Source organism: Desulfuromonas sp. AOP6, from assembly GCF_009731355.2.
Classification (GTDB): domain Bacteria; phylum Desulfobacterota; class Desulfuromonadia; order Desulfuromonadales; family SZUA-540; genus SZUA-540.
Map to the genome: position 1 here is coordinate 105768 of NZ_AP022810.1, position 12362 is coordinate 118129.

Genomic DNA, 12362 nt, shown 5'->3' on the forward strand with positions numbered 1-12362 from the left:
CAGAAAGAAGATAAGCGGCTTCAACCCTTTTAAAAGCGGCCTTCCGAACTTATTCCGGAGCCGCTTTTTTTAATGCCATGGTCGCGATTTTTAGGTGGCGTAGAAGCCGTGGGCTTGTTGACACCTGTTAATAATGGGCTACATTCATAGAGTAATATTTTTGAACTCAGGAGGTGACTGTATGAAATGCACCATGGCCATTAGGGTGTCGGTAATTCTTTCGATCATGGCTTTCGCCCTGCCTGTTCTGTCGGCGCCGCTTCCCTTGGGTTTGCCACCGGTTCCGATTCCAGCCGACAACCCCCAAACCCCCGAAAAGATAGCCTTGGGTAAACAGCTCTACGAGGACAAGCGGTTCAGTTCGGATGGAACCGTTGCCTGTGCCAACTGCCACTTGCCTGAAAAAGCTTTCGTGGATGGGCTGCCGGTCTCCGAAGGGGTTGGCCAGCAGAAAGGCACCCGCAATTCGCCAACGGTTATCAATGCTGTTTATTTCAAAGAGCAGTTCTGGGATGGACGTCGGCCCAGCCTGGAAGAGCAGGCGAAAGATCCCTTTATCAATCCGGTGGAACATGGATTGGAGAGTCACGACCCCATCGTGGAGATTGTGCAGACCGATCCAGATTACGTAACTCAGTTTGAGAAGGTGTTCGGGCTGAAGGCTGCGGATATAACCATAGATCATGTGGTCAAGGCCATCGCAAGCTTTGAACGCACTATCATCTCCGGGGATTCACCATTTGACCGCTACCAGTACGGGGGCGACAAAACGGCTATGTCCGAGGCGGCTATCCGGGGGTTGGAGGTTTATCTTGACAAAGGGCGCTGCCAGAGCTGCCACACCATTGGTGAACAGGACGCCCTGTTTACCAACAACGATTACCACAATCTGGGCGTGGGTTTCGCCAAGATTGAACCACGCATGATGGAGATCGTTACCGCTTTCCGAAAAGCAAAGGCTACCGGAGAAAATGTCGATGAGAAAGTCCTCACGGACGCCGACGTATCGGAACTGGGGCGCTTTGCCATCACGTTACGTCCCTCGGATGTCGGTAAGTTCAAGACATCGGGACTGCGTAATATTGCCGTGACAGCCCCCTATATGCACGACGGCAGTCTCAACACTCTAGAAGAAGTTATCGATTTGTATGACCGGGGCGGCGAGGCTAATCCCATGCTCGATGGGGGCATTCGGGTTCTCAATCTGACCGACCAGGAAAAGTCCGACCTAGTCGAATTCCTGAAGCATCTGACCAGTCCGGAGTATGCTCATCTGGCAAACCAAAAGTGATCAAGGAGGCATCATGAGCACGAAGGTCAATCGAAGAATTTTTCTGAAGCAGTTGGGGGTGGCTGCGGCCATGACGGCAGTGCCCTTGAATCTGGTCGAAGTGGCTTGGGGAAAGGAAAAGGGTGAGAACTTTACCTTTGCTTATATCTCCGACCCTCACATTACTCACATCAGTGGCAACAAGTTTGTGAAAAATTTCGATAAGGGCCTCGAGAAGGCTATTGCCGAAGTCAACTTCATGTGGCCGCAGCCCGATTTCGTCGTCTTTGGCGGCGACCTTGCCCAGTTGGGAAAAAAGGAAGAACTCGACCATGGCATGGAAATGATGTCCAAGCTCACAGTCCCCGTCAAATATGTCATCGGCGAGCACGACTACTATCTCGACCTGGGCCAATACTGGGAAGAGAAAATCAGCAAACTTTACTACAGCTTCGATCACAAAGGTGTCCACTTTGTCGTACTTAACAGCATCCTGACAGATGATGACTGGACCCACAAACGCTGGCCAACGGCCATGGAGCGCATGCTGCAGATGGCCAGGCTCGATAATCCCAACGGGTCGCCCTTCATGGTCAAGGAAAAGCAGCGTCAATGGCTTAAACAGGATCTGGCCAAAGTGGATAAAAACACTCCGGTCGTGGTGATGTCCCATTCCCCTCTCTACAAGGTGTACAAGGGCTGGAACTTCTGGACGGAAGATGCTGAAGAGGTCCAGGCCCTCCTCAAGCCCTTCAAAAAGGTAACGGTTCTGCACGGGCATGTCCATCAGATCATGTACAACCAGATCGGCAACATCTCCTTCCACGCCATGATGTCCACCGGCTGGCCCTGGCCCTATCCCGTTAGTTACAGTCAGGCAGCCAACATGGTGCCCAAAATGACCGTTTTTATGAACCGGGCCGATCCCTTCCATGAGCGGGATGCCACCGGTTGGTCGGCCATTAATCTTGAAAATGGCCGGGTTGTCAATAATCTGGAACTCTGGCAGAACACGCCTCGTTCGGTCCGTTTTGACGAAAAAGCGAAACATCCGGTCGACAGCCAGTATCAGGACCCGGCCAATCAGATACCACCTCAGGTACATTACTGATTTTCAGAAAAAGGAGGATCACCCATGGGAAAATTACTGCTCCGTGGTGTTCTGGCATTGGCGATGGTCTTGGTGATGGTGCCGGCGGCCATGGCTGATGAGTTCACCAAAGAAGACCTGGCCAAATGGGAAAGAGATTTTATGGCAGTTGTCGAGGAAGGGGATAGGCTTTTCCATAGCGCCTTGGGAAGTAATGCTGTTTCCTGTGATATGTGCCATCCCAATGCGACCAACACCCATCCCGAGACCTATCCAAAAGTTCAGAAACAATTGGGTAAGGTGGCTTCCCTTAGGGATATGGTCAACTGGTGTATCAAAAATCCTCTCGAAGGTGAAGGGATGGAATTGGCGGCCGATGACCCCAAAATGATTGCCTTGGAGGCGTATATGCATTACGAGCGCCGTGGTGTCCCACTGGCACCTGGCAAACACTGATCGCTGGCGGAGAAGGGTGGTCCGATAGAGCCACCCTTCTCCGTTTCTTTCTGAAAGACCGTGTCGCCACCCTTATTTGATTTGCTGCACTTCCCGCTCTTTTCCCCAGCCCCCCTTGGAAAATCTCATCTAATAAAACCGCCATGTTCTTCTGAATATTTGGAAAAAATTCTGCTATTGTGGAAACACAATTAACCTACATCAGTGATCTCGTGCGGAGACGCCATGCAAAAAATCATTCTGTCTATTTTTGCGCTGCTTTTAAGCTTTTTCCCTGCCTATGCCGAAGAGACCACGCCTCAAGAGGCGGTCGCTATCGTCTACCCGGGAGTGGCCGAGGTCATTCCCTCTTTAGCCAACCTGCAGACTGAGTCCGCGGACGTCCTTGCGAAAACGCGTGAGCTTGAAAATCTGACGACAATAGAATCTCAGATCGAACAGATCCGCCTAAGGCAGGAGGAACTCAGCGGCTGGATAAAAGAACAGGGGGATCCCGCTGAGTGGAATTACGACAGGCTAGCCGAAACGGTCGCTAACTTAAAGGCACAAGAGGTCGAACTGGATAGAATTATGTCCTCCCTTGTGACAAGAGTGGCGGAATTGGAAGGCTACCGAAAGGAATGGAAGGAACGTCAAAGTTATTGGCAGGGGTGGCAAGGGGTATTGGCGTCTGTCAAAGCGAAGGTCGCTTCGGAGCCTTTCAGTACCGCTTCAAAGGTCATGTCCACCGTTATTGGAAGCATTGACAAGGTAGTGCCTGAGTTGGTTAATCTGCAGAAAGAAGTGACAGCCCTACAAGCCACCAGCCGAGATATAAGAACCGAAATGGAAACCTACCTGAAGGATTTCCGTCAGAAAACCTTCAGCAGGACGGCGCCCCCCTTTTATTCCCGCCAGTTTTACGAGGCCTTTAGCACGGACCTAGTTAATGCCGTGCTTGACGGGGTGCGATCCGTACAGGGAAGAACCTTGGGCTTTTGGCAGCGCCAAGGCTGGATTCTTCTCGCCCAGACCCTGTTGGCTTTGGGATTGGCGGTTTTTATAAAAAGGTATCGTCGGCTGGCGGAAGTAACGCAGGAGTGGACGTTCATCCTTGATCATCCCTGGGCGACAGGGGTGTTCGTCGCGATCGTCTCTCTGGGTTTTCTCTATACCGATGTGCCGGGCCCTTATCGTTTGGGACTCTGGCTGCTGGCTGCCTTTTCCGCGGCTGTCCTGACTGCGGGCTTGCTAAAAAATCCCCGAAAAATTGCCATGGTTTATGCTGTCGCGATCCTTTTTGTCTTTTCGGTTGCCCTGCAGTTGATCTCCTTGCCTACACCCCTCTATCGGCTTTATTTGGGCTTTATCGCCATTGCGGGTATTCCTTTGTTGTTGATCATGGCCAAAAGCAATCGCAAGGCCCACGGGGGGCGCGTCGATGGGTTTACCCTGCTGCTTCGCCTTGGCATTGGCGTGCTTTTTGTCTCCCTCGTGGCCCAGGTGGGCGGTTTCAGTAACCTGGCTTCCTGGCTGATAGAGTCGAGCGTCGCGACGATTTTTCTCTATCTTTTCACAACGATGAGCATTCGGCTGACTCGTGGTGGGATTGAATTCATTTTGAGTCGACCGACATTCCGGACGAAACTCTTTTTCATGCAATTCGGCCCTGAGTTTGAAAATCGTTTAAAGGGACTTCTGAAAACAGTCTTTTTGGTCTATGCCTTTTTGTATTTGAGTACGATTTGGGGACTTTATTCTTCTGTAGGGCAGGCTTGGGATCATATCCTGGGTATTAGTTTTACGATAGGCGAGATGGTTCTCTCGGTCAAAATGATCCTGCTTGTGTTAATCACAGTCTACATCGCCTTGGTGGTCTCGTGGTTTTTGAAATCCATTCTAGAAGCGGAAGTTTTTCCCAGGAAACAATATGACAGAGGAGTCAGGGATGCCATTAAGAAACTGCTTCACTATTCCCTCATCCTGGTCGGATTTATGTTTGCTCTTAGCATTGCTGGCATCGAACTGAAAAACCTGGCCGTGCTCGTCGGTGCTTTTGGCATCGGAATCGGTTTCGGGTTGCAGAATATTGTCAATAATTTCGTCAGTGGCCTGATACTGCTTTTCGAAAGACCTGTTAAGGTAGGCGACACCTTGGTCGTCGATGGTGAGTGGGGACAGGTTAAAAAGATCGGTTTGCGGTCTACCATCGTGGAAACCTATAACCGGGCTGAAATCATTGTTCCCAATTCGGAGCTCATTTCACAGAAAGTAACAAACTGGAGCCTGTCTAACCGGGTGGCTCGAGTGGTTCTCCCTGTAGGAGTAGCCTATGGAAGCAATGTTGAAAAAGTCCTGCGTATTCTTCTTGAGGCGGCCACGGCACACCCCGACATTCTGAGCGATCCGGAACCTTCCCCCATTTTTACGGGATTTGGCGACAGCTCTCTCAATTTTGAGCTGAGGGTTTGGGTGGAGGATGTCGGTCAGATGCTGGTAGTGAAAAGCTGGCTGGGCCAATATGTCGATAGGAAATTTCGCGAGGAAGGGGTGGAGATCCCCTTTCCACAAAGGGATCTCCATGTACGGTCCATTGATGCGATGGTGTTGTCAGGGTTACGAGATAAACAGCGGAAGGACGAGGAAGAAACAAAACCGCAAGGACACCCTCTTGCCGATCAGGTGTCCTTGCGGGAATAGCGCTCAAGCGATCAAAGGTCTCTTTTTGATACGAGATCAATCCCAGCGTTGGGAAAGTTTCTTTTTTTGTTTCTCAAGAGATTTCTGACCGCTTTCGATAGCCTCCATAAATTGACGGCGCCATTCGTCAGCGACCTCTTCTCCTTGACTCAGCAGCTCACTTGTACTGTCGTTGAGGTTTTCGACAAAATCCGACAGCGAGTGAACAGTGTCCTGAACCCGGGCTTCCGCCTCGTTTCGTACTTTTTTAGAGTAGCGGACGATCTGTCTACGGGTTTTTTTTCCGGACTGCGGGGCAAAGAGCAAGGCCAACCCTGCGCCAATGACTCCTCCGGCAACTAACATCATGGCTCCCACAGTCGCGGTATTTTCCCTCTCACTCATGGTATCCTCCTTGTTCAGTTGGGATGACAATTCCATTTAATCACAAAAAAGCACCCATGCAACCATCCTTTGTAGGCATAAATAGGGGGGAGCCCCTCAACCAATAGTTGAGGGGGGTGAGAAATCGTGCTAATTTGTCACAGCCAATGGCAGGAGGGAGGTTGTAAATGAAAAAGCGTCCTTGCATCGAAATTCTCGGGACGGGGCGGGCAGTGCCTGAGAGAATTCTGACCAACCAGGATCTGGAAAAACTGGTGGACACTTCAGACGAGTGGATTCTGGCGCGAACCGGAATCCAGCAGAGGCATATTGCTGAACCGGGAGTGCCCCTCTCCTTTTTCGCAGCCCAAGCTGCTCAAGCAGCCCTTGCGGACGCCGGCGCTTCCGGTGAGGAGATCGATCTTATTATTCTCGGTACAGTGACGGGAGACAGCAAGTTTCCCGCCACAGCTTGTGTGGTACAAGACCTTATTGGAGCCAAAAGCGCGGCTGCTTTTGATGTTTCGGCAGCCTGTTCGGGATTTCTTTATGGGTTGCAATTGGCCGAAAGCATGATGGCCATGCAGGGCTATAGGCGGATATTGTTGATAGGCGGAGAGATTCTGTCCTCCATGGTGAATTGGAAAGACCGTGACACCTGTGTTCTTTTCGGCGATGGCGTGGGGGCTGTCGTCCTCGGCCCGGCGCAGGGCTCTCACGGAGTTCTCAGCACATATATTAAAAGCGATGGCGCTTTCCGGGATTTTCTCCATAGTCCTGGCTGTGGCAGTCTCAATCCTCCCAGCCATGAGAACGTGGATAAGATGCTGCATACCATTCACATGGAAGGTCGGGAGGTGTTCCGCCACGCAGTGACGTCCATGGCCGATGCCCTCAATCAGGCTCTTGATCAGGCGGGTGTTGCTGTGGAAGAATTGGATCTTCTGATCCCCCACCAAGCCAATCTTCGAATTATTGAGGCCGTCGGAAAACGCTTCCGACTTTCTCCAGACAAAATTTTCGTCAACGTAGATCGGTTTGGCAACACATCGGCCGCCTCCATCCCCATTGCTCTGGACGAGGCGCGTAAGGCAGGTCGCATCGCCTCTGGCTCTCTCGTCGGCATGGTGACGTTCGGGGCCGGCTTTACCTGGGCGGCAGCGGTAATCCGTCTCTGACGATTACTTTCTGTGTCTCCTTCTTGCCTTCACTGGTTTTTGTGATAAATTAAAAAGAAAAGGAAAGGAGGATTAGGGGAATCGATATATCACATACGGATAGAGAAAAGCAGTCCCCGATGGGGGATATTCATCGTTCTGCCCCGCAGGACGAAGATGCCGGCAGAAATAACCCGGCGGAAAAGTAAAAGGCCTCTCAACGGAACGTTGAGAGGCCTTTTGACGTCCAGGGGGGATTACTCACCCCGAAGTTTTCGAAGCACCTCCGGATTTTCCTCATTTTCGGCCAGAATGACATGGCAGGTCATGCAGTCGCCGGAGATGGTCTGACCATCCTCGCTTTCGTGCATGTCATCATGGCAGCGAAAGCAGCCGATATCAAAATTTTCCCCATGTCCAATGTGATTGATGTAGGTGTTCCAGCCAATATTCATGCTGGGCCAGACGTTCTGCCTATAAGCCTCCTGGGTTCCCCGTATCGCCATCTGCAACAGTATGGGTTTAGAGGCCACCAACTCGCTATATTGCGCTTTGTACCATCTCGTCAGTTGGGCGGCAATGGCGGACTCCGCTTCTTCGTGGCTGCCATAGCTGGCCGTGATGGCGACGAGAGCCTGCTCCTTGATGAAAGGCAATTCTCTCGGTATTTTCCCTGAGAGAAGTCTTTCGTCCAGGGCCGCTTCAGGGCTGCGATAAATATGAGTGGGGCGATTATGGCAATCAATACAGTCCATTTCTCTTGTTTCAAGAGGCGCCGTATCCTGTGAGTCGCCTGAACGGAAAACGGTCTTGGAGCCATCGGCCCTGGTGAGGGTGACCACAGGTATGGTAAGGCGCTTCTCATCGGATTGGTAGGTGATGGTATTTTCAGGCGCCACGTGCCAGTGGATGCCGTGGGCCTTTTCAGCGAGATTTCCGGCCGAGCCGATTTTCATCAACATCACCGTTTGCACATGCGTGTTTTTGTCGTCAGGCAGAAATTTGTCGTTGACAATGAGCTTTTCTCCGTGGAATTTTTCCGGCTGATGACATTCTTCGCAGGTTTCACGGGCAGGGCGCAAACCGTGAACAGGAGTTTCAATGGGTCGGGGATGTGTATCAAGGGCAACGGCGAAGAGCTGTCTTGCGCCAGAGACTTTAGATTTTACAAACCAGGTGGCTCCGGAACCGATATGGCATTCGACACAGTTGACCCGTGAATGGGGTGAATTCTGGTAAGCGGTATATTCCGGTTCCATAACAGTGTGGCAGAATTTGCCGCAAAAGGCATTGGATTCAAGGTAGTGATAGCCACTGTAGCCAAGCAGAGAAAAAATAAAAAGGTTAGCGCCGGTCAAAAAGATACCGAGAAAGATGAGTTTGCGAACACGGGCGAACCTCGTTTCGTCCGTAAAGTGTTCTTTAAGGTAGTCCAGTGTGAAAATCCGGACCTCCTCTTTGCCCTTTAGGAAAAAAAGACCAACAAAGACCATGAACAGTCCAGCCATGAAGGCGGGTCCTAGGATCATGTAGATGACGGCCCCCAAGTAGGGGTTATCAAGGTGCCACAGGGAATCGATGACCACCAGGCCAAGCAGAAACGGGAATACAGCGGTGGTGATAATGGCTCCGACCAGAGAAACTCTGCTGCGGGCTATGCCTTTAAAAAATGCATCAAGAATATGTTTCAGGTTTCCCATGCCGTTGCCTCCTGTTGTGGTAGTGGAAAGGTGTCAGCGCTCCGTGTTGCTGCCTCCCGGGTAATTATAGCCGCTCACCGTGAAAATGCCGTCTCGACAAGCCGTGGGTGAGCCGATTGTGCAAAAAAGGCTACAACCCTCTGCCGAGTTGCAGCCTTTTTTTGGTGGTAGTCTTGAACGCTCATAGTTGAAGAACGGCTGAGGCCAAAATGACAGTAGCCCCAAGGTAAATTCCCTCGCCTGACGGGTTAAAATCCGGTGATGGCGCTGAACCAGCCTTGAGCGAGACCAACAGGACCTCCGGCGGCAATGGCTCCTCCAACAAGACAGGCAATTCCCCAGATGCCAATCAGGGCGGCGAAGGCAAGGGTCAAAATAAAGGAGACCCTGAAAGTGATTCTCATCAAAACCAGGCCCAACTGTGAGTGAACCTTTTCATGGACTTGAACAGCAGTCTGAACGTTGCTCATAGGGGTTCTCCTTTCTTTTAAAAAGTACGGTTGCTTCCAGCATCAGTTGCCTATCTTTTGAATGAAGAATAGCAGCGCCGGGGCAGGGTGTCAAGAAAAAAGTTAATAAAAACAATTGGTTAGGTGTAAACTGTAGCTATCATTAAAAGGGGAAAGAGGCCCTGTCTCTTTTTGGGTAAATCTTAAATTGCAATATATTGTAAATTGAAATTGTAAAGAGCTCCAGCTGTCCCGTGTAAAGAGCTCAGCTAGAACAGCGCTGGTGGAGAGTGTCAATTCTGCACCAAGGCAGCGTAAGGCGTGTAACGCCGCTGGAAAGGTGTTTGATCCGCTGGGAGGTTGGAAATGCAGGGAAAAGTGGAAATTAAAATTTCAACTTAATCGGTCAAACGACTTGCACGCAAAACCTTCCTGTGGTAGTTGTTTACAAGAGGTTAAGGTAGATTTTAAAGAATCTCTCGAATAAGAAATTTCTGACCAAAGTCTGTTGTAACGGTCGTAGTAATAAGACAGAGGAGAAAATCATGAAAACAGCTTATCAGGTCAGGGTCGGAAAAGCCGTGACCAGTTATCTCGCTTCTGCCACCATGATTGGACTTTCTATTGCCGTTGGCCTTGCTGTTTCTAGTGCTTTGGTTGCGGTCCTTTGGGCACCAATGACCGGCCTTCTGAGTGGTTTGTTCTAAGCCTCGTTTTTAAGGCCGCAAAAGAGCGTGTGATATCGTTATTATGACCCCACCAAAAATTTTTTGGTGGGGTTTTGTTTTGTCGCGGCCGGAAGGGGCGCCCAGAGTGGCGCTGCTTGTGTCAACAGTGGCTCACCGTGGAAAGGCTTTTGCTAAATTACTCCTGATTCTCGTAGTTTATTATTGCAATAATTCAGGCACTGTGATAAAAACCGCTGCATCTGCAACACTTCTCGCTGCCCTTAAAGAGTTTTACCTCTTCTTGTGTAATAAAAACGAAAGGTTGGGGCTGTTGCGCATCGCTGTGCAACACGTTGGAATCACGCAACGTAAGGCGCGTTAAAAACACCGTGCGGGGATCATGGCTTGGCTAAGGTAAGTGGACGTGGGGCCTACGACTGGTTTCCGTAAAGAGCTTTTCAGGTTAGTCAACAAAATAGGTTGAAAGGGAAAGATGTTATGGATCAGATGCCAAAAACCAAGAAAATGACCTTGAACGAGATGGAAAGCATAGTCTCGGGAAGACTGCTTTCCGGTGGCGCCGGTTATTATATTGGCGTTATTGTTTCAGCGCTACTGGTTGTCGCCGCGGTGGTAGCCGGTGTGCATGCCTTTATTGTCGGCCACGAGCACACGTACGGAGTGACCAGGGAAGTGTCCTGGGGTATTCTCATCGCGACCTATGTTTTTTTCGTTGTTACCTCTACAGGCCTTTGTCTTGTTTCTTCGATTGGCCATGTTTTTGGGGTCGAATCGTATATGCCGATCGCCAAGCGGTCAGTATTCCTTTCTATCGCGACTATTCTGGCTGGGTTTTTTGTCATTGCCTTTGAAATCAAAATTCCCTGGAGGATGGCTATTTACAACGTGATTTCTCCTAATATCACCTCCAATATCTGGTGGATGGGTACTCTTTACGGGGTATATCTCGTCCTGATGATATTTGAGTTTCTCTTCCTTAACCTGAATAAGCACAAGCTGGCCGTGGCTATGGGCTTTGGTGGCGCTGTCGCCGGTATTGCAGCTCACAGTAATCTCGGCGCCGTTTTTGGCCTGCTCATGGGTCGCGAATTCTGGCACGGCCCCTACATGTCTATTTACTTCATCGCCTCGGCGATGATGACAGGTACCGCTGTTATCTTCTTCTTTCACTATCTTGCGTACAAGGTTAACAACGAAGATCTGAGCCTTGACAGGCCAATGGTTGCCTCCCTCGATGTGGTGCGTCGCCTCGGCATTCTCCTGATCTGCGTCATTATGTTCTTCACGATCTGGAAAATGGTGGCTGGTGTGGCCGGGATGCCTGGCGGCAAATATGAAGCGGTCATGGCTTTGGTCAGTGGACCCTATGCCATCAATTTCTGGCTGTTTGAGGCAGGGTTTGGCCTGATCTTCCCGCTGCTCCTTTTTATTGCTTCCAAGGGTAAAAACCTGATGATGATGTTCGTTGGGTCTGCGATGATGATTGTCGGTATTTTTGTCATGCGTTATGACCTTGTGATCGTGGGGCAGATTGTTCCCGTTTATCACGAACTCGGTGTCAAAGAGTTCAGCCACCTCCTGTCTTACACCCCCTCCTTCCATGAGATCATTATCACGCTTGGTGGTTTTGGGGTGGCATTCTTCCTCTTCCTCGTCGGAGAGAAGCTTTTTGCCGGACACAAAGTCGAACATCATTGATGGATTTTCAGGTCTTATAGCGATAAGCAATTGAAGGAGAATATAGCATGAAGAAAAATAAAGTCGAATTCGACGGCTTGCAGAATGAAGGAGTAGAGAATGCTCCCGTAGAGGATCGGCGTCGTTTTCTAAAGATGGGGCTTGCCCTCACCGGCGTCTTTGCTGGAGGTACCCTTTACTCAGCCTCTTCAGCCGTAAACAAGGTGTATGCTTCTGCCGGCGAATACGCTAAAAAATATCCTTATAAGCCGCACTACAGCATGATCATGCACCAGAACCGCTGCATCGACTGTGAGCGTTGCATGACTGCCTGTGTCAAGACCAATGATGTGCCTGAGTACGGCTACAGGACGACGATTCTTGAAAGGGAAGTCAAGGATGCCGTTGGTCAGAAACGTGAATTTATTCCCGTTCTGTGTAACCAGTGCAATCTGCCGCAGTGCACCAGGGTTTGTCCTACACGTGCCACCTATAAAGACAAAACTACTGGCATCGTCATGATGGATACTGCCAAGTGTATCGGCTGTCTGACCTGCCAGCAGGGTTGCCCTTACAATGCGCGCTATTTCAGCGAAGAAAAACATGCTGTTGACAAGTGCAATTTCTGTCTTGACACGCGCCTGTCAAAAGGCGAGACCCTGACGGCCTGTTCTGAGGCCTGTCCTGCGGATGTTCGGGTATTTGGTGATCTTTCTGATCCCAATAGCCGCATTTACCGTGAGGTTCACCAGATTGAGAAAACCGTGTGGGTTCTTCGCCCTGAAGCCGGAACGCGGCCCAACGTTTTCTACACTCGCGGTTAATTATCCGA

Annotated in this window: 11 protein-coding genes; 8 read left to right on the plus strand and 3 right to left on the minus strand. The window is 50.4% G+C overall.

Features of this window, described 5'->3' with window-relative positions; all coding sequences use genetic code 11:
- Positions 1 to 181: 181 nt before the first annotated feature.
- From AOP6_RS00505 to AOP6_RS00520, 4 genes are all read left to right on the plus strand, one after another.
- The gene (locus AOP6_RS00505) at positions 182 to 1291 is read left to right on the plus strand and encodes a cytochrome c peroxidase (RefSeq protein WP_213194679.1); all 1110 of its coding nucleotides are present in this window, start codon (positions 182 to 184) and stop codon (positions 1289 to 1291) included.
- A 13-nt stretch (positions 1292 to 1304) separates the two neighbouring features.
- Positions 1305 to 2381 carry a metallophosphoesterase gene (locus AOP6_RS00510; RefSeq protein ID WP_155874693.1) on the plus strand — a complete coding sequence of 359 codons (1077 nt, stop codon included), beginning with the start codon at positions 1305 to 1307 and terminating at the stop codon, positions 2379 to 2381.
- A 24-nt stretch (positions 2382 to 2405) separates the two neighbouring features.
- A complete protein-coding gene (locus AOP6_RS00515; protein WP_155874694.1) occupies positions 2406 to 2816 on the plus strand; it encodes a cytochrome C in 411 nt (136 codons plus the stop codon).
- A 330-nt stretch (positions 2817 to 3146) separates the two neighbouring features.
- A complete protein-coding gene (locus AOP6_RS00520; RefSeq protein WP_213194681.1) occupies positions 3147 to 5495 on the plus strand; it encodes a mechanosensitive ion channel domain-containing protein in 2349 nt (782 codons plus the stop codon).
- A 36-nt stretch (positions 5496 to 5531) separates the two neighbouring features.
- Here the strand turns inward: AOP6_RS00520 and AOP6_RS00525 are convergent, their stop codons facing one another.
- Positions 5532 to 5879, minus strand: a complete 348-nt coding sequence (locus AOP6_RS00525; RefSeq protein ID WP_155874696.1) for a YtxH domain-containing protein — start codon at positions 5877 to 5879, stop codon at positions 5532 to 5534.
- A 167-nt stretch (positions 5880 to 6046) separates the two neighbouring features.
- On the opposite strand from AOP6_RS00525, the gene AOP6_RS00530 reads away from it, so the two are divergent.
- Complete coding sequence (locus tag AOP6_RS00530) at positions 6047 to 7036, plus strand: beta-ketoacyl-ACP synthase III (RefSeq protein WP_155874697.1); 990 nt, start codon at positions 6047 to 6049, stop codon at positions 7034 to 7036.
- Between the two features lie 236 nt (positions 7037 to 7272).
- On the opposite strand, the gene AOP6_RS00535 is transcribed toward AOP6_RS00530, so the two are convergent.
- Together AOP6_RS00535 and AOP6_RS00540 are read right to left on the minus strand one after the other, a co-directional pair.
- Positions 7273 to 8715: a NapC/NirT family cytochrome c gene (locus AOP6_RS00535; protein WP_155874698.1), complete on the minus strand. Its 1443-nt coding sequence runs from the start codon at positions 8713 to 8715 to the stop codon at positions 7273 to 7275.
- A gap of 248 nt (positions 8716 to 8963) precedes the next feature.
- Complete coding sequence (locus AOP6_RS00540) at positions 8964 to 9185, minus strand: hypothetical protein (RefSeq protein WP_155874699.1); 222 nt, start codon at positions 9183 to 9185, stop codon at positions 8964 to 8966.
- Positions 9186 to 9709: 524 nt separating this feature from the next.
- On the opposite strand from AOP6_RS00540, the gene AOP6_RS00545 reads away from it, so the two are divergent.
- From AOP6_RS00545 to AOP6_RS00555, 3 genes are all read left to right on the plus strand, one after another.
- On the plus strand, positions 9710 to 9871 hold the full coding sequence (locus tag AOP6_RS00545) for a hypothetical protein (protein ID WP_155874700.1): 162 nt from the start codon (positions 9710 to 9712) through the stop codon (positions 9869 to 9871).
- 486 nt (positions 9872 to 10357) lie between these two features.
- On the plus strand, positions 10358 to 11551 hold the full coding sequence (nrfD, locus tag AOP6_RS00550) for an NrfD/PsrC family molybdoenzyme membrane anchor subunit (RefSeq protein ID WP_155877585.1): 1194 nt from the start codon (positions 10358 to 10360) through the stop codon (positions 11549 to 11551).
- A gap of 47 nt (positions 11552 to 11598) precedes the next feature.
- The gene (locus AOP6_RS00555; protein WP_155874701.1) at positions 11599 to 12354 is read left to right on the plus strand and encodes a 4Fe-4S dicluster domain-containing protein; all 756 of its coding nucleotides are present in this window, start codon (positions 11599 to 11601) and stop codon (positions 12352 to 12354) included.
- Positions 12355 to 12362: the final 8 nt, after the last annotated feature.

Bases quoted from the DNA above. Each gene is read 5' to 3' on its own strand.
- AOP6_RS00555 (WP_155874701.1), top strand. From the start codon at position 11,599: ATGAAGAAAAATAAAGTCGAATTCGACGGCTTGCAGAATGAAGGAGTA.
- AOP6_RS00515 (WP_155874694.1), top strand. From the start codon at position 2,406: ATGGGAAAATTACTGCTCCGTGGTGTTCTGGCATTGGCGATGGTCTTG.
- AOP6_RS00510 (WP_155874693.1), top strand. From the start codon at position 1,305: ATGAGCACGAAGGTCAATCGAAGAATTTTTCTGAAGCAGTTGGGGGTG.
- nrfD (WP_155877585.1), top strand. From the start codon at position 10,358: ATGACCTTGAACGAGATGGAAAGCATAGTCTCGGGAAGACTGCTTTCC.
- AOP6_RS00530 (WP_155874697.1), top strand. From the start codon at position 6,047: ATGAAAAAGCGTCCTTGCATCGAAATTCTCGGGACGGGGCGGGCAGTG.
- AOP6_RS00545 (WP_155874700.1), top strand. From the start codon at position 9,710: ATGAAAACAGCTTATCAGGTCAGGGTCGGAAAAGCCGTGACCAGTTAT.
- AOP6_RS00540 (WP_155874699.1), bottom strand. From the start codon at position 9,185: ATGAGCAACGTTCAGACTGCTGTTCAAGTCCATGAAAAGGTTCACTCA.
- AOP6_RS00525 (WP_155874696.1), bottom strand. From the start codon at position 5,879: ATGAGTGAGAGGGAAAATACCGCGACTGTGGGAGCCATGATGTTAGTT.
- AOP6_RS00535 (WP_155874698.1), bottom strand. From the start codon at position 8,715: ATGGGAAACCTGAAACATATTCTTGATGCATTTTTTAAAGGCATAGCC.
- AOP6_RS00505 (WP_213194679.1), top strand. From the start codon at position 182: ATGAAATGCACCATGGCCATTAGGGTGTCGGTAATTCTTTCGATCATG.